Raw genomic sequence first — 21480 nt, 5'->3', positions numbered from 1 at the left:
TGGAACGGGGGTGCCGTTGGAGGGGGCCGGTGTCCAGACGGCGGTGACGGTCCACGCGTTGCCGGTCGACGATCTGACAGCCGTGGTCACCGATGCCGTCGAGCGACCACTGCCGGTCGGTGCTGGGGCGGGCGTCGGCCGGGCATGTCCACAGACCGGAACGCCGGAGGATCACCCGGCAGGGCCAGCAGGGTCGGCAAGGCCTTGACGCCCCGAGATCATCCACTGGGACCCCTCAGGCATCCCATGTCGATAGTGATTCCACACACCACTGAGACTGTCAATAGCCACGCCAACCCCGGCTGGAACCCCATCCATCCCATGTCTGGGGCGAGTTGGCAGCAATAGGGGCAGGGCGTCCACCGCGTACGGTGACTGCCCTGCCCCGGTGACCGCACAGCGGCCGGAAGTGGCTCCGATCGAACGCGATCAGCCGTCCGCCGCGGCGGTCACCGTCGCGGGGTCCACCCCGGTCAGTTCGGCGATCCGGTGCGGCGGCACGCCGGAGGCCAGTGCGCGCCCGATCAGGCCGTCCCTGCCGTCCGCGCAGTCCCGGTAGGCGCGCAGTTCCTCCTCGATCCGCGCGAGCGGCTCCGGTACCAACTCGTGGCGGAGCCGGCTCGTCTCCTCGTCGCTCAGCGGGACGGGCAGCCGTTCCGCTCCCTCGGGGATCGCCGCGGTCTCCTCCGGCGGCAGCAGCCGTAGGTGCGGTGAGGTGCGCGAGATCCCGTGGGCGTCCAGCCATCCGCGTACGGCGGGGGTTTCCATGCAGGCGAGATCACCGACGGCGGCGGGGGCCACTCCCAGCGACGAGGACACGTCGTCCAGCAGGAACAGGTAGGCGTCGTCGGTCATCCTCGTTCTCCTTCACATCGGTGTGAGACGGCGATCGGATGACGTCCCATTACCCCGTCGATCCGGAATTAGATCCGGGTGTTCCAGGTCCCGGGCCGAGGATGTGCCGCGGGGCCCGGAGGAGACTCAGCGGCAGAGTTTCATGATGGTGTCGTCGAACTCGGGGAACTCCTGGGTGGCCAGTTCGACCACGGCGGCGGCCGACTTCCGCGGGCCCGGTGCGAAGCGCTCGGCGACGGCCGTCAGGCCGGGGTTCGGGTGTGCGATCCAGTCAGGTTCGTAGGAGGTGGCGGCCTCCCAGGGGCCGAAGCCGTCGGCCAGGAGCCACAGCAGGTCGCCCAGGTCGCGCGCCACGACTCCCGTCTCGCCCTCGGACCCCAGGAAGACGACGGGCTGGTCGGTGAGTGGCCGGCTCGGGCGGACGAGCCAGAACGCCGCGTACCCTCCCGTGCCGTCCTGACCGAAGACGCGGAATTCGGCAGCGTCGAGTTCGTCGTTCCCGGTCCACGCCCGGAACCATTCGGCGGTGTCCTCGGCGGACAGGAACTCCTCGAAGGGCTCGAAGTCGACTCCGTCACCGCCCTCGTAGTCGAACGGCACGGCCAGCGCGGCGGCGAGCGCGGCGGGGAACTGTCGATCATCAGCAAGCGTCACGCGCACAGGCTAGTGCTGTGACCGGAAAGGTTTGCCGGAAAGCTCGCGGCGTCCGGTGCTGGGGGCACCTCCCACGCCGTTCAGGCAGTGGGGGAGCCTCGCAAGGCGGAGCATGACCCGCGTCCTGGATGTACTCGGGTCATGCGACAACGCCGCGAGGTGCCGTGCCGGGCGTCGCGAGCCGGTGAACCTTTGCGGTCACAGCACTAGCGTCGCGTGCGAAGCGAGGCCGATGGCTGTCCTACTCGGTCGGCATGGTGATCACCGAGGCGATCCACCAGCATGTCCTCAAGATCCCGGGCGCGGCCTGGACGCCGGCCGTCGAGGCCGACGGCCAGATGCGCGACGGGGCCTGGGTCGCCGAACTGACGGGCAAGCTGCTCGACGGCTGGCCCAGCGGCATGCGGCTGATCGTCCGGCACGCAAAGAACGCCCTCATCCCGGCGCCCAGTTGAGGATCACAGACGCGGACGGCATGCGGATCACGTGCTTCGCCACCGACACCACCGACCGGCCGATTGCCGAGCTTGAGCTCCGTCACCGCTGCGGGCCCGGGCGGAGGACCGGATCCGGGCCGCCCGGTCCACCGGTCTGCGCAACTCCCCCTGCACCACACCTCACAGAACAAGGTCTGGCTGGAGATCGTCCAGGTCGCACTCGACCTGCTCGCCTGGATGCCGATGCTCGCGTTGACCGGCGAGGCCCCTCTGGGAACCGCGCCGCCTGCGGCTTCGCCTGGTTGCCGCGGCCGGACAACTCGTCAGGCACCCACCCGAGGCGACACTCGGGCTGCCGCCCTGCCCACCATCAGCCAAGCGGGCCCGCATCACCACATCTTGTTGCGCCCTGCGGGCCCGTGACAGCCGACGTACCACTACCTGTTCATCCTGATCACGGCTTGGCCGTGCCCATAACACCATCGCCCAGCGCCCGCTCCCGAGCACCATCAACTACCCCGCTACCAAGACATATTCCCAACGAAATCGGGGTCCAGCGCTGAGGGGGAAACCTTCAGCCGCCGAAGCGGAGCTTGTACTGCGCCTTGCCGTTCGGGAATTCGTCAAGCGTCCCGCCGCCCCAGTCGAGGTCGAAGTACGCCTGATACTGCGAGTCCTGGACCAACTCGGCCATCCGGTCGATGAAGTAGGGCGAGTCGCCTCCCCCCGCATAGTTGTCGCCCTTCCGGTACAGGCCCCATTCCGGATACGACTTCGGCTTGTTGTGCGCGGCGGCAAATGCCTTGAACGCATTCACCCCCATGGTGGTGGTGAGAGTGTGGTTCCATCGCTGGGCAGGCGTAGCGCCCGGGTGCTGCCACCACACGTCGTAGATGTTCAAACCCACTATGTCGACGTAGCTGTCGCCGGGGTACAGCGTCTCGAATGACGTGACCTTGCCCGAAGGGCCGACAGCCATGTTGTAGTCGAACTGGAAAGCCGCCCCGGTGCGACCACGCATCAGGGTGACCACCCGCCGGAACATCGACCGATAGGCTGCCGGGTCGTCAGTTCCTTGCCATGCGCCGATGTTCTTGTTGTTCCCCTCGTACCCGAGGCGAATGACGGAGTTGCCCAAGCCGTTTTTGATCATCAGGTCGGCAAGGTCTCGGAACTGGCTGTCGTACTTACCGCCGAGCCCCGCCGCGAAGTTACCGCCCTTGGGTAGCAGCGGCAGCCCGAGCACGAACTTTCGGTCGGTCGTGGCCTTCTTCCAGTCACCCCAGTACTTGGTTGCGTATTGATTCCACAGGGTGTTCTCGGACGGGTCCAAGTAGTCGGTCGCATCCACCTGTGCCCGGCCGAGCCACGTCTGGAAGTTGTTCACCTGAGCGGTTTTCCCTGGGCCGACGTACACACCCAGGCGGGACGAGGTGGTGACACCCTCTGACGGCATGGTCATGGATGTGAGGATAACTGCCGCCATGGCCAGTATCGTCGCCAGCTTTCGTTTCATTCTCATCCTTCTTGACCGGCAGATGCAGGGCCAGGAATTCGGCACCGAGGTTGCATCTGAGCCCTGGGCTCAGTGGCCCCGTCATTCTCAGAAGGTCCGGTTAGGGAGGCAATGAGAGATCACTACTACGCAAATTCGTAGAAAAAAAGGGCCTTGCTATGGCCTCGTCGGCATGCTGCCCCGGCGCCGGCAGGTCCCCGTAGCATCTGCGGCACCGTCAGAAAACGTGTGCCGTCGGCGAGGAGAGCAAAAACTCCCGGCAGCCCAGGCATCATTTTCGCAGCATGGGCGATATGTTCGTTGCGAGTAAATTGCTCCGATAGGTTACGGGGAACTCACTGCTACCCGGCATCGTTGGAGCCGGACGCGTCATGGCGCATCTCACATCACCGGCGAGCATGGACCCCTTTGTTCCACTTCGAAGACCCGCGCGGCAGGGGACGCACGGTGATCATCAGTGCCGTTTCGGCGGCGAACTGGGCCAGTTCGAGTTTCCAGGCCGCGGTGTCGTGATCGATGCCGACGCTGACGCGGCCGGTGTTCGTCCGGGCGGGCCCACCGAGGCCAATCCGATTCGCCGGAAAAGAACCTAAATGGTAGGTGCACCCCGTCGACAGCACCACCTGACCCGGAGCAGGGGAACCCGGCGCCCACCCGAGACGACACTCGGGCTGCCCGCCCTGCCCACCATCAGCCCAGCACGCGAAAACGGCCCACCGACTCCGTCGGCGGACCGTCATGAAACATCGAGGCTGGCGACACGGCCGATCCCGCCCGTGCTCGGGCAGCCCGTCAGAGTGCCCCCGTCCGAGGACAAAAAACGTGCAGGTCTTGTGGGTGTGGAGTGGCGACGGCCGGGCAAACGGCGGTGCGGAGGTGGAAAGAAATGGTTCCTTTGTTGCTCGTTCTGCTGCTGGCTCTGATCCTTTTCGGCGCCGGTTTCGCTCTGAAGGCCCTGTGGTGGATCGCCGTCATCGTGCTGGTGCTCTGGCTTCTCGGCTTCGTCGCCCGCTCCACGGGCCCCAGTGGTCAGCGGGGCCGCTGGTACCGCTGGTAGGCGGCGCCACGCACCGACCACGCACAGGTGAGGCCGCCGCACGGAGCGGCGGCCGGGCGGGGAGCGGGGCGGCTGCGGGTCGGCAGCCGCCTCGCTCCGCGCTCCTGGGTCCGGTCAGCCCCGGACGATGTTCTGGGCCTGGGGGCCCTTCTGGCCCTGGCCGATGTCGAAGGTGACGTGCTCGCCCTCGGTGAGCTCGCGGTAGCCGGAGCCCTTGATCTCGGAGTAGTGGGCGAAGACGTCGGGGCCCCCGCCGTCCTGCTCGATGAAACCGAAGCCCTTCTCCGAGTTGAACCACTTGACGGTGCCGCTAGCCATACTGTTCGATCCTTCGTTCATGCCCGGGAACAGCCCTTCATCCGGGCATGCTCCGGCCCGGTGCACTCGCACGAGCCACAGCTGTTCTACCCCGTTACACCCGGCTCACCCGACCGACGACACAGCGGTTCCTCGCCGAAGTTCGCGCGCGCGGAGTCCCGGGTGTCGCCGGTGCGGGCTAACGCGGTGCGGTCAGGGCCGTACCTGCCGTGAACTGCCACCAGTTGATGTTGAGCAGATAGCCGCTCCCTCCGGTGAAGCGCAGGTAGAGGTCCTGGGTGCCGGTGGCGCCGCTCACCGGGCAGGTGACCGTCGTCCATGTCTGCCAGCCTCCGGTGCCCGGCACACCGCACCGGCCGACGACCGTGCCGTTCGGGGAGCCCAGGCGCAGTTCCACGGTGCCGCCGCTGCTGCCGGAGGCCACCCGTGCGGCGAACGAGGACGCGCCCGCCCCGAAGGCCACGCCCTTGACCTTGAGGTGGTCGCCGTTCTCGATCCAGCCGACGTTCATGCCGCCTTCCGCGGCCGGTTCGGTCTCGATCCCGGAGCCCCAGGCGATCGTCTCGGCCTCCTGGCGCACATACGGATTGAGCGTGCCGGCCTGAGGGGCCCCGGTGTTCGTCATGGTGATCGTCGGGATCGTGCCGTCGGCGTTGTAGGAGAACCTCTCCACCGCGACCGACCGGGTGTAGCCGCCCCCGCCGGGGAGCGCGCCGTTGTGGTAGAAGAAGTACGAATTTCCCTTGAAGTCGACGATGCCCGGGTGGTTGGTGAAGCTGCTGCCCTGTGTGGGCATGACGGTCCCCCGGTAGGTCCAGGGGCCGGTCGGGCCGGGCGCCGTGGAGTAGGCGATGAACTCCGAGCAGCACTTGGCGGCGAACACCAGGTAGTAGAGCCCGTTCCGCTTGTAGACCCAGGGGCCTTCCTCGTACAGGGTGGGCCGGTTGGGGTCGCCGGTGCGGGTGCCGAACCCGGCGGTGGTGAGCGGGATCCGGGTGGGGCTGCCCGCGTAGGAGGTCATGTCGGCGTTCAGCTTGACGTACCACAAGTTCGGGTTGCCCCAGTAGAGGTACGCCTGGCCGTTGTCGTCGATGAAGACGCTCGGGTCGATCTCGCCGTTCTCCACCAGCGGACGGCCGAGGGCGTCCCGGAACGGGCCGGTGGGGCTGTCCGCCACGGCCACGCCGATGGCCATCCGGCCGGTCGCCCGGTTCTTCACCGGCACGTACCAGTAGAACCGGCCGCCCCGCTGCACGGCCTGTCCCGCCCATGCGTCGGCGGACGCCCAGCTGAAGGTGGCGAGGCTGAGCGGGGAACCGTGGTCGGTCCAGTTGACCATGTCGGCCGAGGACCAGACCCGCCAGTCCTTCATGGTGAAGTAGGTGGACCCGTCCTCGTCGTGCCCGGTGTAGAGGTAGACCCGTCCGTCGTGGACCAGGGGGGCCGGGTCGGCGGTGTAGACGTGCTGCACGAGGGGGTTGTCGGCCCTGGCCGCCGAGGGCTGCACCACGGCGGGGACGAGGGCGAACGCCAGCACGAGGCCCGTGATCCAGGCGACTGCCCGGGTGAGCCCCGTCCTGGGGGCGGGTGACCGCCGAGCGCAGATCACCACGGCCTCCGGGGGATCCCGGTCGGCGCGGGAACTGCCGGACGGTGCGCGACGTCCCTCATGTGCGGCTCCACTTCTGGCCGGACTGTCCGTTGCAGCTCCACAGGACCGCCGCGGTGCCGTTGGTGGTGCCCGACCCGTTGAGGTCGAGGCACAGCCCGGAACGGACGTTGCGGATCGATCCGTCGGCCTGTGCGGTCCACTTCTGGTTGTCCTGGCCGTTGCAGGGCCAGATGATGACGCGGGTGCCGTTGGTGGTGCCCTGGTTGTAGGCGTCGAGGCACTTGTCGCCGAAGACGCGGATCTCCCCGCCGGCCCAGGTGGTCCACAGCTGGTTGGCGGCGGTGTGGCAGTCCCAGATCAACGCCGCCGTCCCGGCCGCCGTGGAGGCGCGATCCACGTCCAGGCAGCGGCCGGACCCGGTGCCGCGCAGGCGGGCGGTTGTGGCGGCCAGTGCGGTGCCGCCGCTGACCCGGAACACGGCGACGCCGTGGGCGGGCACGCTCGCGGAGACCTGGCCGGTGGTGCTGGACGTGGCGCCGGTCCACAGGTCGGTGAGGGTGAACGGCCCACCGTTCAGGCCGACTTGGGCGGCGGTGGTGGTGACGGTCGCGGCGCTGCCGCCCCGGTTGAACAGGCCCACGGCCACGGAGCCGTCGGCGAGGGGTTTGGCGAACACCTCGGTGTTGCCGTCGTCACGGACACGGCGGCCGCCGGCGCCGAGCCGGTCCTGGTTGACCGCGAGGAGGCGGGGGTTGCGCAGGATCGCGCTGACGTCGGCGGACATGGTGCGGATGTCGTTGCCCGCCATCAGCGGGGCGGCCATCAGCGCCCACAGGGCGAAGTGGGAGCGCGACTCGGTCAGCGACAGGCCGGGACGCCCGACGACGAGCATGTCCGGGTCGTTCCAGTGGCCCGGACCGGACTGCGCGGCGAGGGGTGCGGTGACGTCCAGGACGTTGCCGACACCCATCGGGTAGCTGTTGGTGTTGTTGTTCTGCCAGATGTCGAGCAGGTCCTCCGTCGTCCGCCACAGATCCGCCACCTCACCCCAGTTGTACGTGGAGCCGGTGATCGCGTGGAAGCTGTTGGGGTTGATGCTGTAGACGATCGGTCGGCCGGTGGCCCGCAGCGCGTCACGCATGACACTGAACCGCGCGACCTGCTCGTCGCGTGTGCCGCTGGAGGAGCACCAGTCGTACTTCAGATAGTCGACGCCCCATGAGGCGAACGTGGCGGCGTCCTGCGCCTCGTGGCCCCTGCTGCCCGTCGACCCCGGATAGGCGCCGGTGGTCTGCGCGCATGTGCGTTCACCCGGCACCTGGTAGATGCCGAACTTCAGTCCCTTGCTGTGGATGTAGTCGCCGAGCGCCTTCATCCCACTGGGGAACTTGGTCGGGTTGGCCCGCAGGTTGCCCGCTCCGTCGCGCTGCGGGTCGAACCAGCAGTCGTCCACCACCACGTACTGGTAGCCCGCGTCCTTCATCCCCGAGGACACCATCGCGTCCGCGGCCTGACGCACCTGTGCCTCGGTGATACCGCACCCGAAGCTGTTCCAACTGTTCCACCCCAGGGGTGGAGTGAGCGCGGGGCTGCCCGGCGCGGCGGGGGCTGCGGTGGCGGGGGCGGAGTGGACGGAGGCCGTCACTGATGCGGCGACCGTCAGTGCGGCGGCGGCCAGGGCATGGAGCAGTCGCCTGCCTGATCGTGTGGGCACCGGGGCTCCTTTCGGGGAGAGCGCCGTGGGGGTTGACCCACCCTTCATGTCACGCGCATGACATGTCGACTCAGGGTGGATACGAAATTTCGAACCGGATTCGGAAAGTTTGGGTGTGACGGATCCTAGAGAGACGCGTGAACATGTCAACACCATCCGGACGTGAACCCGTCCCTCTCGCGCCGATATGCAAGAAAAGGTCACATCAATCGGAGACACGAGGGCAGCGAACCCGTCGGCCAGGCATCCCCGCATCCCGAATGTTTCGACGCACGGATCGCATCGTGCGCTCGGCATCGATCAGGACCGTACGGGAGACGGATCCTGCTCGACCACCTGCTGTTCGTCGAGCGTCAACCCGACGCGTTCGCTCAGCAGCGGCGGGAAGGGGAGGAACGCGGCCGGCCCGTGGTCGGCCGTCGGGCGCGTCCGGGACCTTCCGTGACGCCTTCCCCGGGCGGAGCCACGACTGCGATGTGGCGTCGGTGCACGCGGAGTTCGCCCTGCGGCGGGGATGGCGCAAGCCCGACCGGGTCCTTGAGAAGGAGGACCACGACGTCCTCCGGAGCCGGGTGCGGCGGTGTGCGGCGGTGGGCCGCCGAGGACCGCACCTGGGCGGACGTGACGGCGGAGTTCGGTGCCCCGTCCGTGCTGTTCGGAGGCATCAATCCGCTGTACGGGAAGACGCTGGGCTATCTCAGCGAAGACCCGGGTCAGCCGATGGTGGTCTTCCACCTGTGGAACGGCGCCGCCGCCGGGGCCGACACCTGGCCGCCCGATCACGAGCAACCCCTTCTTCTCGCGGTCCGCTTCGGTGACGGGCCTTTCCGTCGGTCCGTCACCCTCACCCCGGAGGGCGAGCGGAGGAAGCCGACGACCGCGGAGCCCCGCCCGCCGCGGTAGGCAGCCGCGGAATCGGCCTCGCCGTCGGGTGACACGCCACCGGATGGTCTATCCGGCCTGTTCACCGGACCGGCGAAATAACGTGCTAAATATGAAGAAAACCTCTTTCGCCCTCGCGTGTGCGGCAGCGGTCATCGGCACGGGGCTCGGGGCCGCCCCGTCGGTGGCCGCCCATCACAGGATCCACGTGGTCTTTCCCGGGAAGTCGATCCAGAAGGCGGTGGACTCCGCGAGGCCGGGAGACACCGTGCTCCTGGCCTCCGGCACGTACCACGAGAGCGTCACGATCACCACGCCGAGGATCACCCTGCGCGGTATGGACCGCGGCGCCGTCGTCAAGCCGGCCAAGAAGAAGGCCGGCAACAGCTGCGCCCAGGCCGGCAACGGCATCTGTGTGACCGGTACGAAGAAGCGCAGCGTCGACGGCGTCACCCTCGCCTCCCTCACGGTGACCGGCTTCACCGGCAGCGGCGTGGTCGCCACATCGACCAACCGGCTGACCGTGCGCCACGTGACCGCGACGAAGAACGGGGTCTGGGGCATCGCCCTGGAGCGTTCGCTGCGCAGTGTGCTCCGCGCGAACACCGCCCGCGGCAACGGCGACGCCGGCCTGTTCCTCGCGAACACCATCAAGGCCGAGGAGGGCGCCCAGGACACACGGGGAACGGTCGTCGTACGCAACCGCGTGTCGGAGAACCGGATCGGCATCACCGTCCGGCGCCTGCGGAACCTCACCGTCGCCGACAACCACCTCACCGGCAACTGCGCGGGCCTGTTCGTCGTCGGCGACGAGAACAAGCCGAGGGCCGGCGCCCTGACCGTACGGGACAACCTCGTCGCGCAGAACAACAAGTCCTGCCCCAAGACCGCGCGGCTCGACGCGCTGCAGGGCTCCGGCATCGTCCTGACCGGCACCGAGGACACCCTGGTGACGGGGAACCGGGTCATGGACCACGCCGGCTCCTCCCCCCTGTCCGGCGGCATCGTCCTCTGGAAGAGCTTCGTGGGTACCCCCAGCGAGCGGAACCGGATCGCCGACAACCGGGTGGAGGGCAACACGCCCGCGGACCTCATCAACACCGACACCGGCAAGGGCAACACCTTCGAACGCAACTCCTGCCGGGCGTCCAGGCCCGCGGGGCTGTGCTGACCGGCGCCACGGCCGTCCACGGGCGGACTTTCATGAACTCGAGGAAGGGAAGCGGCGCATGACGACCGCACAGACTGCACCACCGCCGGCCATGCGGCTCCGGGAGCTGGTGTTCGGGGCCGCCTGCGCCGCCGCCATCCGTGCGGCAGCGCGGCTCGGGGTAGCCGACGCCCTCGGTGACGGACCGATGGCCGTGCCGGACCTCGCCGCCGCGGTGAAGGCGGAGCCGAAGCCGCTGCGGCGGCTGTTGCGGGCGCTGACCTGCTACGGCATCTTCGCCGAGCAGCCGGACGGCTCCTTCGTCCACACCGACATGTCCCGTCAGCTGCGCGAGGACGCCCCGGACAGCCTGCACTACATCGCGCTGTGGTGCACCGAGCCGTGGACGTGGGACGCCTGGCCCCTGCTGGACGAGGCGGTGCGCTCCGGCCGGAACGTCGTCGAGGGCCTGTACGGGAAGGAGTTCTTCGACTACCTCAACAACGACGCCCCGGAATCGGCCGATGTCTTCAACCGGGCCATGACGACCTCAAGCGCGCAGTCCGCGCGGGACGTCGCGCAGTTCCTGGACCTGTCGGGAAGTTCGTCCGTCGCCGACATCGGCGGTGGTCAGGGGCACGTGGTGGCGAGCCTGCTGGAGAAGCACCCGTCGCTGACCGGCGTCCTGCTCGATCTGCCGCGCGTCGTGGAGAACGCCGACCCTCGGCTGCGGCCGGGCGGCGCGCTCGCGGACCGGATGCGCATCGTGCCCGGGGACTGCCGTGTCGCCGTCCCCGCGCGGGCCGACGTGTACATCATCAAGAACATCCTGGAGTGGGACGAGGAGAGCACCCGCCGGACCCTGCGCAACGTCATCGAGGCGGGCGGTCCGGGAACACGGGTCATCGTCATCGAGAACCTCGTCGACGACACGCCCTCCATGCGGTTCAGCACCGCCATGGACCTGCTGCTCCTCCTCAACGTCGGAGGGGCCAAGCACACCACCGAGAGCATGGTCGCCAGGCTCACCGACGCGGGCCTCGTCATCGGCGACATCCGCCCCGTCAACCCCTACCTGCACGCGTTCGACTGCACCGTCCCGGGGTGACCGCCTCCCCCGGCGGAGCCCTCAGGCAGCCGGTCGCCGGGCACACGAGCGTCGTGTGCCCGGCGACCCGGCGTCATGCCACGATCCCGCCGGTTCAGGAGGAGGTCTCCCGCTCCCAGCGGTAGAAGCATTGCGCCATCGCGTCCTTCGGCGAACGCCAGGTCGCCGGGTCGTACGCCGTGACGTACGCCGACAGCCGTTCGCTGACGTCCTGGAACAGGGGGTGCCCGGCCGCCTTGGCGATGGCGGGGCCGGGGTCCCGCTCGGACTCGATGAGGTGCAGGTACACATCACCGAACTGGAAGAGACTGCGGCGGGCGACCCCCACCAGGTGGGGCAGCTCCCCCCGGTCCGACTCCCCGAACACGTCGGCGATGTCGGGGGCCGACCCCGGAGCCATCCGGGCGACGATCAGAGACTGGTGCATCGTGCTGTCCTCCGTCGGATCAGTCGGACAGCGTCGGCACGAGCCGGCGTTCCTTGGCGGCCTGCTCGATACGGTCCCGGATCAGGGCCATCTGGACCTTGGAGTTCCGGTTGATGTTGTCCGTCATCCAGGCGTCGTCGACCGGTGCGTCCGGCTTCATCTCGAAGTCCTGCGTCCACACCATGCGGGTGCCGGCCGGGACCTCCTCGTACTGCCACAGGATGTTCATGTGGGCGAAGGGGCCGGTCTCGATGCGGCGGGCCCGCACGCTGAGGGTGTCGCGGTCGGTCTCCCGCTCCGAGACCCAGGTCCACACGGTGCCGTTCTCGTCGGGGTGCATGGTCAGCCGGAACGTGGTCCGGTTCCCCTCCCGCGAGATGATGTCGGCGGAGGCGTACTCGCTGAACAACTGCGGCCAGTTCTCCACGTCGTTGGTCATGTCCCAGACCAGGTCGACCGGTGCGCCGATGGTGATCTCGTTCTGCGTGTGTCCGGCCATGTCAGGCTCCCGCGGGAAGTGCGCTGTTGACGGCGTCGAGGAACTGTCGGGGGCTCTTGCTCTTCTCCGAGTCCGGGGGCATCGGCGTGCCGTAGCGCTTCTCCAGCTCGCCCACGATGCCGAGCAGTCCGAGCGAGTCGATGCCGAAGGTGTCGAAGCTGTCGTCGGAACGCTCCCGGAGTTCCTCGGGGGCCACGGTGATGCCGGCGGCCTTCTTCATCAGCTCGGCCAGCTCTTCCGCGGTGATGTTCTCACTCATGCGGTCTCTCTCCTTGCTCCGTGATGTGTGCTGACGAGGCCTCACTGGGAGGCGTCGGTGGCGCCGAGCCTCAGCACCAGCGCCGAGTTCGACCCCATGAGTCCCCGGCTGAGGACCAGCGCCGTGCGCAGTTCGGTGGCGCGGGCGTGTGTCGTCACGAGGTCGAGGTCGTGGCAGACGTCGTGGACGTTGGGGGTGGGTGGGATCACGCCGTGCTCCATCGCGAGCACCGCCGCGGCGACGTCCAGGACGGGGGCCGCGCAGTAGCCCCGGCCGATCGCGGTCTTCGGTGCCGTCACCGGGACCCGCCGGCCGTGGGCGCCCAGCGCGTCCGCGATCGCCAGGGCCTCGGCACGGTCCGCCTCCGGTACTCCGAGGGCGTCGGCGAAGACCACGTCGATCTCCTCGGGCGCGCAGGCGGCCTCCTCCAGGGCGCCCCGGATGGCCTGCGCGAGTCCCTCGCGGGACTGCTGCCAGCGGGAGGCACCGGTGAACGTGGCCGCGTGTCCCGCCAGCGTCGCCCGTGCGGGCACCCCCCGTTCCCGGGCTGAGGTGTCGGCCTCGACGACGAGCATCGCGCCGCCCTCGGCGGGCACGAACCCGCAGGCCGCCGAGGTGAACGGGCGGTAGGCGCACTCGGGGACGTCCTCCGTGCTCAGCTCCTCGTAGCCGAGCTGGCAGACCATCGAGTAGGGGGCCAGCGGCGCCTCGGTCGCCCCGGCCACCAGGACGTCCGTGCCGCGTCGTACGGCCCGCGCCGCGTGCGCCAGCGCGTCCAGACCGCCGGCCTCGTCGGCGGCGACCACTCCACAGGGGCCCTTGAAGCCCCGGCGGATGGAGATCTGGCCGGTGCTCGCGGCGTAGAACCAGGCGATGGACTGGTACGGGCCCACGTAGCGGCTGCCCTTGTCCCACAGCTGCTGCAGTTCCCGCTGGCCGAACTCGCCGCCGCCGGAACCGGCCGCGGTGACCACGCCCACGGAGAACGGCGAGGCGTCGGTGTCGGACCGGTTGAGGCCGGCCTCCTCGATCGCCAGGTCGGCCGCCGCCATGGCGAAGTGGGTGAAGCGGTCGGTCTGGACGAGGTAGCGCTCCTCGACCGCCGAGGGCGGATCGAAGTCCCGGATCTCACCGGCCACACGCAGGGGCAGATGCTCGCACCCCTCGCGGGTGACCCGGTCCAGCACGCTGATGCCTTCCCTGGTGGCCTTCCAGAAGGTCTCGGTGCTGGTTCCGTTGGGCGCCACCACGCCGATCCCGGTGACGACGGCGCGCCGGGTGTGCGGTTCGCTCATCACGTCTTTCCCTTCGGCCGGGTGAGGACCACCGCGGACTGGAAGCCGCCGAAGCCGCTGCCCACGGAGAGGACGCTGTTCAGCCGCCGTTCCCGGGCCACGCGCGGGACGTAGTCCAGGTCGCACTCGGGGTCCGGGGTCTCGTAGTTCGCGGTGGGCGGGACGACCTGGTGGGCCAGGGCCAGCACACAGGCGACGACCTCGATCGCCCCGATCGCGCCGAGGGAGTGACCCACCATGGACTTGATGGAGCTCATCGGCGTGTCGTAGGCGTGGGCGCCCAGGACGCGTTTGACCGCGGCCGTCTCGTGCCGGTCGTTCTGCTGGGTTCCCGACCCGTGGGCGTTGACGTAGTCGATGGCCGTGCCGTCGAGCCGGGCGTGGTCGAGGGCGTCCTCGATGGCGCGGGCCATCTCCAGTCCCTCGGTGGTCAGACCGGTCATGTGGTACGCGTTGCCGAAGGTGGCGTAACCGCCGAGCTCGCAGTACACGTGCGCGCCGCGCGCCCGGGCGTGTTCCAGCTCCTCCAGGACGAGTACCGCTCCGCCCTCGCCCATGACGAACCCGTTGCGGTCGGCGTCGAAGGGCCGGGAGGCGTGGGCGGGGTCGTCGTTGTTCGGGGAGGTCGCCTTGATCGCGTCGAAGCAGGCCATGGTGATGGGGGAGATCGGGGAGTCGGAGGCGCCCGCTATGCACACGTCGGCCCTGCCCTCCTCGATCGTGTGGAAGGCGTACCCGACGGCGTCGAGCCCGGAGGTGCAGCCGGTGGAGACGGTCTGCACCGGCCCGCGTGCCTCGAACCGCTCCGCCACCGTCGAGGCGAGGGTGCTGGGCGAGAACGCCCGGTGCAGATGCGGACCGGCCTCCCGGTGGTCCACGTCCCAGCGCTGGCCGCCATGGCTGACCAGCACGTAGTCGTGCTCCAGCCGGGTGGTCCCGCCGACGGCGGTGCCCAGGGAGACGCCGACGCGCCAGGGGTTCTCGGCGGCGAGGTCGAGGCCGGAGTCGCGTACCGCCTCCTCCCCCGCGGCCAGCGCGAACTGGATGTACCGATCGCAGCGCGCGACGTCCTCCGCGGCCAGCCCGTGGGCCGACGGGTCGAAGTCGCACTCGGCGGCGATCCGTGAACGCAGCCCGGAGGGGTCGAAGAAGGTGATGCCCCGCGTCGCCGTGCGGCCGTTCGCGAGGAGATCCCAGAACGCCGGTATGCCGATCCCGCCGGGGGCGACGACGCCGATGCCGGTGACCGCGACGCGCCTGGTCATGAGCCGACTCGACTTCGTTCGGCGATGCGGTGCCCGCCTTCGTGGGCCGCGACCGGCGCGGCGTCGGTCTCCTCGGTGTCGACGTGGCCGAGCGGCGGGCTGGGGGCCAGCGGGCCGAGGTGGAAGACCAGGCGGGCCTCCACGTTGCCGACGTTGCGGAAGCGGTGCCGTACATGGGCGGGGATCATCAGCCCCTGCTCGGGCAGCAGCGGATGGGGTTCACCGTCCAGGTCGACCTCCAGCTGCCCGCAGACGACGTAGACGAACTCCTCGGAGTACGGGTGGTAGTGCTCGGCGATGCGGTCGCCGGGCTGCACGATGGCCACGCCCATGAAACCGCTGGTGGAGCCGACCGTGGTGGGGGTGAGCATGGCGCGTAGATCGCCACCGCGCCTGGTGTTGGGCTCGATCTCACTGAGATCCACGATCGCGGGATGGCTGTTCGTCACGGCGTTCCTCCGAACTGGTGCTGTGGAAAGACGAGGGAGTGGCTGTCACGGCCCGGGAAGGGGACGGCGGTCAGGCGCCGGGCGCGCGGCGGTCGGTCACCAGGCGCATGTGGGCGGCCGTCACCAGGGAGGCGTGGGCGCCCTCTTCGGGTGCGGAACCGTTCGCGCCGAGGGCTCCCTCGTCGAGCAGCGCCGTCAGTTCGGCCGCCTGTCCGCGCTCCGGGAGTCCGAACACGGCACCGGAAGCGGTGTCGGCGCCGGCGCGGACGTCGACCAGCCGCACCACGACGTCGTCGCGGTGGAAGATCGTGCTGCGCAGCACCGGTCCGTGCGCGTCGTCCGCGGCAGCCGCGTCCTGCCGGGCGAGCAGTTCCGCCAGCCGCATGCCGCGGCCCTCGCGGGCGGGGTAGTAGTAGGCGCGCCGTTCGGCGTTCCCGCTCTCCTGGCCCGCCGTCACATGGTGCACGGCGGGCAGGGCCGCGCGGGTGAAGAAGAGGCGGGCGGACTCCGGGTCGTCGAGGTCCCGGTCCTGCTCCAGATACGGGTTGATGGCCTCCTCGACGGCCCGCACCTCGGGCTGCCGGGCGACGTGCCGCAGCGCGGCGAGCAGGTCGCCCCGGACCTCGATGGCCCGCACGACCCGGTTGCCGTGCATGAACAGGGAGGTGCGGCAGAGCGAGGTGGTGGCGTCGACCCGCGCCTCCGGCGGGTCGTAGTCGGCGAGGATCTTGGCGACGACGTCCTCGCTGCCCGGCTTGACGGTGAAGGTGAGCGCGTGCCGGATCACGCCGTCACCGATGCGGGGGGACGTCTGGAGGCGACGCTGCCCGGACGCGGCCTCGGCCGCCGGGCCGCCGGTCTCCCGGACGATGTGGAAGCGCAGGGAACGGGTGTCGCGGACGCAGCTGTGCAGCGGCTCCACCATCCGTACGTGTTCCTCGCTGTTGACCCAGGTGAGGAAGGGCGGGGCGCTCTCCCACTCGCTCGTGATGAGCCATTGGGAGGGGTTCTCGATGGACTGGCACAGCTGGTCGCTGACATGTCCGGGGACGGATGCGACCTGGTTGCACAGGCCCTCGTACGCCTCCAGGAACTGCTGCTGGGCGCCGTCGTGGACGTCGACCAGCAGGACGACCCGAAGCCGGGAGCCGTCGAACACGGACTGGGAGACGCGCTGCGATGCCGGTGACGCCGGCGGTTCCGAAAGGCGATCAGATGTGGTGGTCATCCTGCGCACTTCTCCTTCATGGGGCGGAGGCGGACGAATGTCGGTTTCTCGATCCTGTGCCCGGCTCGGGAAGCGCGCGACTCGTGTGCTCTGCCCAGGTGACCGCCATCCGCTCGACGCGACAGGCGGGGCCCCACGGGCGGCGGTGGGCGGCGGTGGGTGGCCGTCCGCGCCCATGGGAAAGCCGCTGTGGCCGTCACGCGACGAGGGCGTGACGGCGACAGCGGCTGTCGTTTCCGGCGTACCGTCAGGGGGCGGCCGGTCGGCCTCCCCGGGGTGTGCGGCGTCGTCTGCGGGTGGTCAGAGGGCCAGGACGGTGTCCAGGGCCTGGCGCAGGGTCGTCTCGGGGTCCGGGACCCGCTCCGGGGATCGCCACGCCACGAACCCGTCGGGCCGGACGAGGACGGCGCCCGAGGGTGTCGTGCCGTGGGCGGCCGCCCAGTTCGCCTCGCCGACGGGTGTCAGGTCGGCGTCGGGTCCGTCGCCCAGCCGGTACGACGTCAGGGGGACGGACGTCGACGCGGCGAGTCGGACGGCGGCCTCGTGCCATCCGTTCGAGGCGTCGGCTTCGGCGTCGGCTTCGCTGAGCAGGACGAACGACCGCTCGTAGAGGTCGAGGGTGGAGATCTGTTCGCCCTGGTGGAGTACCGGTACGTGGGGTGCCCTGCTGCCGGGTTCCCCGGACAGGTCGAGGCGTTCCGGTACAGCCGGCGTGGCGGGGTCGGCGCCGACGACGGCGCCCTGCGGATAGCGGTAGCCGAGGGCCACGTTGAGGATGCCGCGCTGGGGGCCGCCGCCCTGCGCGCCGGGGGGCGGGGCGAAACCGGGATGGCTGTGCTCGACCGACCGTGCGGCGGCGCGGGCGCTGGTCGCCTCCGCCACCGGGCGGCGCTCCACGTCGTACGTGTCGAGCAGCCCGTCCCCGGCCCAGCCGTCGAGCACCGCGGCCAGCTTCCACGCCAGGTTGTGGGCGTCCTGGATGCCGGTGTTGGAGCCGAACGCCCCGGTGGGGGACATCTCGTGGGCCGAGTCACCGGCCAGGAAGACATGGCCGGACCGGTAGCGGCGGGCGACCCGCTGGGCGGCGTGCCAGGGAGCCCTGCCGGTGATCTCCACGTCGAGGTCGGCGACGCCGATCGCGCGGCGGATGTGCGCGACGCACCGCTCGTCGGTGAACTCCTCCAGGGTTTCGCCGTGTTCGGGGTGCCAGGGGGCGTGGAACACCCAGTTCTCCCGGTTGTCCACGGGCAGCAGCGCGCCGTCGGCGTCCGGGCTGGTCAGGTAGCAGACGATGAATCGCCGGTCACCGACGACGTCGGCGAGCCGGCGGGAGCGGAACGTGATGCTGACGTTGTGGAAGAGGTCTCCGGGGCCGCTCTGTTCGATGCCGAGCTGCTCTCGGACGGGGCTGCGGGGGCCGTCGGCGGCGACGAGGTACTGCGCGCGGATGGTGGTGTGCTCGCCCGTCTCGCGGCTCTTGACCACGGCGGTGACACCGGAGGGGTCGTCGGTGAACGACATCAGCTCGGTGGCGTAGCGCAGGTCGCCGCCGAGGTTCCTCGCGTGATCGAGCAGGACCGGCTCCAGGTCGTTCTGGCTGCACAGGCACCACGCGCTGGGGCTGAACCGGGCGAGGCCGCCGCCCGCGTCGATCTCCTTGAACAGCCACTCCCCCGCGTCGCCGACCAGGGTGGGTGTCTGCAGGATGCCGTGGTTGTCGGCCAGCGTGGCGGCGGCCTCCCGGATGTCCGACTCGACGCCGGCGGCCCGGAACAGTTCCATCGTGCGGACGTTGTTGCCCCGCCCGCGGGGGTGGATGGAGGTGCCGGCGTGGCGCTCCACCAGGATGTGCCGGACCCCCAGCCGGCCCAGGAACAGCGAGGTCGACAGGCCGACGAGGGAACCGCCGACGATGAGGACCGGGACCTGAGGGGTCGTGGGGTCGGTTTGCTCGTCTCTTGGGTTCACCGCTCGCCTCCAGTGCTGCGTGGCCGTCGATTCGGCCGCATGCGGCCGTGCGGTTCATGCATGCCCCGCGGTACGGAGGCCGCGTCACGCTTCACCCGCTAGGGCCCCTCGGCGTCGGGCGGTGCGCAGGCGGGTCGTCAGTGGGACTCTCGGCTCACCTCGGATCCGCTGGAGCCGGTCAGGAAGTCGAGGTCGGCGCCGGTGTCGGCCTGCGTGACGTGGTCGACGTAGAGGCGTTCCCAGCCGCGGCGGGGGGCGGCGTAGCCGTCGACCGTGGCCTTGTCGGGGGTGCGGCGGGCGAGTTCGTCGGCGGGTACGTCGACCTCGATACGGCGGGCCTCCACGTCGAGGACGATGACGTCCCCCGTGCGGACGAGGGCGAGGGGGCCGCCGGCCGCGGCCTCCGGGGCCACGTGGAGCACGACGGTGCCGTAGGCGGTGCCGCTCATCCGGCCGTCGCAGACGCGGACCATGTCGCGGACACCCTGTTCGAGGAGTTTCCTCGGCAGCGGCATGTTGGAGACCTCGGGCATGCCCGGATAGCCCTTGGGGCCGCAGCCGCGCAGGACGAGGACGGAGTCGGCGTCCACGTCGAGGTCGGGGTCGTCGATGCGTGCCCGGAAGTCCTCGATGGAGTCGAAGACGACGGCCCGGCCGCGGTGGCGGAGCAGGTGCGGGGAGGCGGCGGCCGGTTTGACGACGGCGCCGTCGGGGGCGAGGTTGCCGCGCAGGACGGCGATGCCGCCCTCGGCGACCAGCGGTTCGGCGCGGGTGCGGATGACCTCGGTGTCCCAGATCTGAGCGTCGTCCAGGTAGGTCACCAGCGGCTCGCCGGTGACGGTCAGCGCGTCGGGGTCGAGCAGGTCGCGGACCTCGCGCAGCACGGCGAGCAGGCCGCCTGCGCGGTGGAGATCCTCCATCAGGAAGCGGCCCGCCGGCTGGAGGTCCACCAGGACGGGGACGCGGGAGCCGATGCGGTCGAAGTCGTCGAGCGTCAGGTCGATGCCCAGCCGGCCCGCGATCGCGAGGAGGTGGACGACCGCGTTGGTGGAGCCGCCGACGGCGGCGAGGGCCACGATCGCGTTGTGGAAGGACCCCTTGGTCAGGAAGGTCCCGGGTCGCCGGTCGGCGGCGACCATGTCCACCGCGAGCCGGCCGGTGTGGTGCGCGGACTTCAGCAGCCGGCTGTCCGGGGCGGGGGTGCCGGCCACGCCGGGGACCACGGTGCCCAGTGCCTCGGCTACCAGGGCCATCGTCGACGCCGTGCCCATCGTGTTGCAGTGGCCCCGGCTGCGGATCATCGCCGACTCGGAGCGGAGGAACTGCTCCTGGGAGAGCGTGCCCGCGCGGACCTCCTCCGACAGCTGCCACACCCCGGTGCCGCAGCCCAGCAGGCTGCCGCGGAAGGTGCCGTTGAGCATCGGGCCGCCTGGGACCACCACCGCGGGCAGGTCCACCGACGCGGCGGCCATGAGCAGGGAGGGGATGGTCTTGTCGCAGCCGCCGAGGAGGACGACGCCGTCGATGGGGTTGGCCCGCAGCATCTCCTCGGTGGCCATGGCCGCCATGTTGCGCCACAGCATGGCGGTGGGCCGTACGTTCGTCTCCCCCAGCGACACCACGGGCAGGTCCAGGGGGATGCCGCCCGCCTCGTAGACGCCGTTGCGGACCGAGGCGGCCACCTCGTCGAGGTGGGCGTTGCAGGGGGTGAGGTCGGAGGCGGTGTTGGCGATGGCGATCTGGGGCCGGCCGGTGAAGGCGTCGTCCGGCACTCCTCTGCGCATCCAGGCCCGGTGGATGTAGGAGTTGCGGTCCTGTCCCTCGTACCACTCAGCGCTGCGGAGCCTCACGATCGAGCCCTTTCCATTAATCGGTACGACGATCTAAAGTCTGGAACGCCATGCAGGATACGCAGATGAACGACGAATCGACAGACCCCTCTCAAATCGGCGCGACCGGGGACAGGGAAGGCGCGACCGGGGACGGCGCGGCAGGCCCGGAGGGCGGCCGTCTCGTGGGCTCGGACCGGGTGCTGGCCGTGCTGAAGGAGCTGGCACGTTTTCCCGACGGGGTGGGTCTGGACGAGCTGACCCGGGTGATCGGCAGTCCCAAGCCGACGGTGCACCGGGCGCTGGGCGCCCTGCGCCGGGCCGGGCTCGCCGACCAGGACGCCGACAGCCGCTATGTGCTCGGGGACGAGTTCCTGCGCATGGCGTTCGCGCATCACGAGGCGCGGCCCGAGCACGTCCGGGTCCGGCCGGTGCTGGAGGCGCTGGCGCACCGGTTCGGGGAGACGGCGCACTACGCGGTGCTGGACGGCCGGGAGGTCGTGTACCGCGCGAAGGTCGACCCGCCCACCGGGGCCGTCCGGCTGACGTCGACGATCGGCGGCCGCAACCCCGCCCACTCCACGGCGGTCGGAAAGGTGCTGCTCGCCCGGGAGTTGACGACCCGTGAGGAGGTCCGGGCGTGGGTCGGTGACGTGCCGTTGGAGCGCCGGACGCCCCGGACGCTGTACACGGCGGCCGACCTGCACACCGCGCTCGGGGCGGCGGCCGCCCAGGGCTATGCCTGCGAGGACCAGGAGAACGAGACCGGTGTGCACTGCCTCGCCCTGCCCGTGTTCCTCACCTCGCCGACGGCTCCGTCCGGCGCGGTGAGCATCAGTGCCCTCGCCTATCGGACACCCCTGACCACCCTGGTGGACGCGCTCGACGAGATACGGGCGCTGCTCGGTCCGCTCGCCGAGCCGCACGCCTGACCCACCCCGCTCCCCCGCCGCCCGAC

At 70.2% G+C, this 21480-nt stretch carries 21 protein-coding genes and 1 pseudogene; 6 read left to right on the top strand and 16 right to left on the bottom strand.

The window, feature by feature from the left end:
* Positions 1-429: 429 nt before the first annotated feature.
* Positions 430-855 carry a DUF6003 family protein gene (locus AOK15_RS33525; RefSeq protein WP_055522086.1) on the bottom strand — a complete coding sequence of 142 codons (426 nt, stop codon included), beginning with the start codon at positions 853-855 and terminating at the stop codon, positions 430-432.
* A 126-nt stretch (positions 856-981) separates the two neighbouring features.
* Positions 982-1509 (bottom strand): hypothetical protein, encoded by a 528-nt coding sequence (locus tag AOK15_RS33520; protein WP_055522085.1) that lies wholly within the window; start codon positions 1507-1509, stop codon positions 982-984.
* Positions 1510-1727: 218 nt separating this feature from the next.
* On the opposite strand from AOK15_RS33520, the pseudogene AOK15_RS33515 reads away from it, so the two are divergent.
* A pseudogene (locus AOK15_RS33515) lies at positions 1728-2271 on the top strand (transposase); the annotation flags it as partial.
* A 249-nt stretch (positions 2272-2520) separates the two neighbouring features.
* Here the strand turns inward: AOK15_RS33515 and AOK15_RS33510 are convergent.
* Positions 2521-3462 carry a glycosyl hydrolase gene (locus AOK15_RS33510; protein ID WP_157870441.1) on the bottom strand — a complete coding sequence of 314 codons (942 nt, stop codon included), beginning with the start codon at positions 3460-3462 and terminating at the stop codon, positions 2521-2523.
* A gap of 386 nt (positions 3463-3848) precedes the next feature.
* Positions 3849-4085, bottom strand: coding sequence for a hypothetical protein (locus AOK15_RS43005; protein WP_157870440.1), 237 nt, complete (start codon positions 4083-4085; stop codon positions 3849-3851).
* A 263-nt stretch (positions 4086-4348) separates the two neighbouring features.
* On the opposite strand from AOK15_RS43005, the gene AOK15_RS33505 reads away from it, so the two are divergent.
* On the top strand, positions 4349-4519 hold the full coding sequence (locus AOK15_RS33505; RefSeq protein ID WP_055522083.1) for a DUF5670 family protein: 171 nt from the start codon (positions 4349-4351) through the stop codon (positions 4517-4519).
* A gap of 114 nt (positions 4520-4633) precedes the next feature.
* Here the strand turns inward: AOK15_RS33505 and AOK15_RS33500 are convergent, their stop codons facing one another.
* The 3 genes from AOK15_RS33500 to AOK15_RS33490 all read right to left on the bottom strand — a co-directional run bounded on the left by AOK15_RS33500 (position 4634) and on the right by AOK15_RS33490 (position 8163).
* Positions 4634-4837, bottom strand: a complete 204-nt coding sequence (locus AOK15_RS33500; RefSeq protein WP_055522082.1) for a cold-shock protein — start codon at positions 4835-4837, stop codon at positions 4634-4636.
* Between the two features lie 178 nt (positions 4838-5015).
* Entirely contained in the window at positions 5016-6374 is a 1359-nt protein-coding gene (locus AOK15_RS33495) for a glycoside hydrolase family 43 protein (RefSeq protein WP_240508718.1), read from the bottom strand.
* Between the two features lie 130 nt (positions 6375-6504).
* On the bottom strand, positions 6505-8163 hold the full coding sequence (locus AOK15_RS33490) for a glycoside hydrolase family 27 protein (RefSeq protein WP_107099569.1): 1659 nt from the start codon (positions 8161-8163) through the stop codon (positions 6505-6507).
* Positions 8164-8745: 582 nt separating this feature from the next.
* On the opposite strand from AOK15_RS33490, the gene AOK15_RS47695 reads away from it, so the two are divergent.
* The 3 genes from AOK15_RS47695 to AOK15_RS33475 all read left to right on the top strand — a co-directional run bounded on the left by AOK15_RS47695 (position 8746) and on the right by AOK15_RS33475 (position 11303).
* Positions 8746-9066 carry a hypothetical protein gene (locus tag AOK15_RS47695; RefSeq protein WP_240508717.1) on the top strand — a complete coding sequence of 107 codons (321 nt, stop codon included), beginning with the start codon at positions 8746-8748 and terminating at the stop codon, positions 9064-9066.
* A gap of 91 nt (positions 9067-9157) precedes the next feature.
* On the top strand, positions 9158-10216 hold the full coding sequence (locus AOK15_RS33480; protein WP_055522080.1) for a right-handed parallel beta-helix repeat-containing protein: 1059 nt from the start codon (positions 9158-9160) through the stop codon (positions 10214-10216).
* 58 nt (positions 10217-10274) lie between these two features.
* On the top strand, positions 10275-11303 hold the full coding sequence (locus tag AOK15_RS33475) for a methyltransferase (RefSeq protein ID WP_055522079.1): 1029 nt from the start codon (positions 10275-10277) through the stop codon (positions 11301-11303).
* Positions 11304-11397: 94 nt separating this feature from the next.
* On the opposite strand, the gene AOK15_RS33470 is transcribed toward AOK15_RS33475, so the two are convergent.
* The 9 genes from AOK15_RS33470 to AOK15_RS33430 all read right to left on the bottom strand — a co-directional run bounded on the left by AOK15_RS33470 (position 11398) and on the right by AOK15_RS33430 (position 20543).
* Complete coding sequence (locus AOK15_RS33470) at positions 11398-11730, bottom strand: TcmI family type II polyketide cyclase (RefSeq protein WP_055522078.1); 333 nt, start codon at positions 11728-11730, stop codon at positions 11398-11400.
* 19 nt (positions 11731-11749) lie between these two features.
* Positions 11750-12229 carry an SRPBCC family protein gene (locus tag AOK15_RS33465; protein WP_055522077.1) on the bottom strand — a complete coding sequence of 160 codons (480 nt, stop codon included), beginning with the start codon at positions 12227-12229 and terminating at the stop codon, positions 11750-11752.
* A 1-nt stretch (position 12230) separates the two neighbouring features.
* Positions 12231-12488, bottom strand: a complete 258-nt coding sequence (locus tag AOK15_RS33460) for an acyl carrier protein (RefSeq protein WP_055522076.1) — start codon at positions 12486-12488, stop codon at positions 12231-12233.
* A gap of 41 nt (positions 12489-12529) precedes the next feature.
* Positions 12530-13783, bottom strand: coding sequence for a ketosynthase chain-length factor (locus AOK15_RS33455; protein WP_055522075.1), 1254 nt, complete (start codon positions 13781-13783; stop codon positions 12530-12532).
* The gene (locus AOK15_RS33450; protein ID WP_055522074.1) at positions 13783-15048 is read right to left on the bottom strand and encodes a beta-ketoacyl-[acyl-carrier-protein] synthase family protein; all 1266 of its coding nucleotides are present in this window, start codon (positions 15046-15048) and stop codon (positions 13783-13785) included. Before AOK15_RS33450 ends, AOK15_RS33455 begins: the two co-directional genes overlap by 1 nt.
* Positions 15045-15497 carry a cupin domain-containing protein gene (locus AOK15_RS33445; protein ID WP_391335606.1) on the bottom strand — a complete coding sequence of 151 codons (453 nt, stop codon included), beginning with the start codon at positions 15495-15497 and terminating at the stop codon, positions 15045-15047. Before AOK15_RS33445 ends, AOK15_RS33450 begins: the two co-directional genes overlap by 4 nt.
* A 70-nt stretch (positions 15498-15567) precedes the next feature.
* Positions 15568-16725 (bottom strand): SchA/CurD-like domain-containing protein, encoded by a 1158-nt coding sequence (locus AOK15_RS33440; RefSeq protein WP_055522073.1) that lies wholly within the window; start codon positions 16723-16725, stop codon positions 15568-15570.
* Positions 16726-17025: 300 nt separating this feature from the next.
* On the bottom strand, positions 17026-18693 hold the full coding sequence (locus tag AOK15_RS33435; protein WP_055522072.1) for an FAD-dependent oxidoreductase: 1668 nt from the start codon (positions 18691-18693) through the stop codon (positions 17026-17028).
* 137 nt (positions 18694-18830) lie between these two features.
* The gene (locus AOK15_RS33430) at positions 18831-20543 is read right to left on the bottom strand and encodes an IlvD/Edd family dehydratase (RefSeq protein WP_055522071.1); all 1713 of its coding nucleotides are present in this window, start codon (positions 20541-20543) and stop codon (positions 18831-18833) included.
* A 65-nt stretch (positions 20544-20608) separates the two neighbouring features.
* Between AOK15_RS33430 and AOK15_RS33425 the strand changes: the two genes are divergently transcribed.
* Positions 20609-21454, top strand: coding sequence for an IclR family transcriptional regulator (locus AOK15_RS33425; RefSeq protein ID WP_420877012.1), 846 nt, complete (start codon positions 20609-20611; stop codon positions 21452-21454).
* Positions 21455-21480: the final 26 nt, after the last annotated feature.

Source organism: Streptomyces ossamyceticus (assembly GCF_001418475.1).
In the GTDB taxonomy this organism is placed as follows: Bacteria; Actinomycetota; Actinomycetes; order Streptomycetales; family Streptomycetaceae; genus Streptomyces; species Streptomyces ossamyceticus.
The sequence above is the reverse complement of the archived record's forward strand: the minus strand, read 5'-3'. Positions and strand labels throughout refer to the sequence as shown.

Bases quoted from the DNA above. Each gene is read 5' to 3' on its own strand.
- AOK15_RS33525 (WP_055522086.1), bottom strand. From the start codon at position 855: ATGACCGACGACGCCTACCTGTTCCTGCTGGACGACGTGTCCTCGTCG.
- AOK15_RS33510 (WP_157870441.1), bottom strand. From the start codon at position 3,462: ATGAAACGAAAGCTGGCGACGATACTGGCCATGGCGGCAGTTATCCTC.
- AOK15_RS33505 (WP_055522083.1), top strand. From the start codon at position 4,349: ATGGTTCCTTTGTTGCTCGTTCTGCTGCTGGCTCTGATCCTTTTCGGC.
- AOK15_RS33500 (WP_055522082.1), bottom strand. From the start codon at position 4,837: ATGGCTAGCGGCACCGTCAAGTGGTTCAACTCGGAGAAGGGCTTCGGT.
- AOK15_RS33480 (WP_055522080.1), top strand. From the start codon at position 9,158: ATGAAGAAAACCTCTTTCGCCCTCGCGTGTGCGGCAGCGGTCATCGGC.
- AOK15_RS33475 (WP_055522079.1), top strand. From the start codon at position 10,275: ATGACGACCGCACAGACTGCACCACCGCCGGCCATGCGGCTCCGGGAG.
- AOK15_RS33470 (WP_055522078.1), bottom strand. From the start codon at position 11,730: ATGCACCAGTCTCTGATCGTCGCCCGGATGGCTCCGGGGTCGGCCCCC.
- AOK15_RS33465 (WP_055522077.1), bottom strand. From the start codon at position 12,229: ATGGCCGGACACACGCAGAACGAGATCACCATCGGCGCACCGGTCGAC.
- AOK15_RS33460 (WP_055522076.1), bottom strand. From the start codon at position 12,488: ATGAGTGAGAACATCACCGCGGAAGAGCTGGCCGAGCTGATGAAGAAG.
- AOK15_RS33455 (WP_055522075.1), bottom strand. From the start codon at position 13,783: ATGAGCGAACCGCACACCCGGCGCGCCGTCGTCACCGGGATCGGCGTG.
- AOK15_RS33450 (WP_055522074.1), bottom strand. From the start codon at position 15,048: ATGACCAGGCGCGTCGCGGTCACCGGCATCGGCGTCGTCGCCCCCGGC.
- AOK15_RS33440 (WP_055522073.1), bottom strand. From the start codon at position 16,725: ATGACCACCACATCTGATCGCCTTTCGGAACCGCCGGCGTCACCGGCA.
- AOK15_RS33425 (WP_420877012.1), top strand. From the start codon at position 20,609: ATGAACGACGAATCGACAGACCCCTCTCAAATCGGCGCGACCGGGGAC.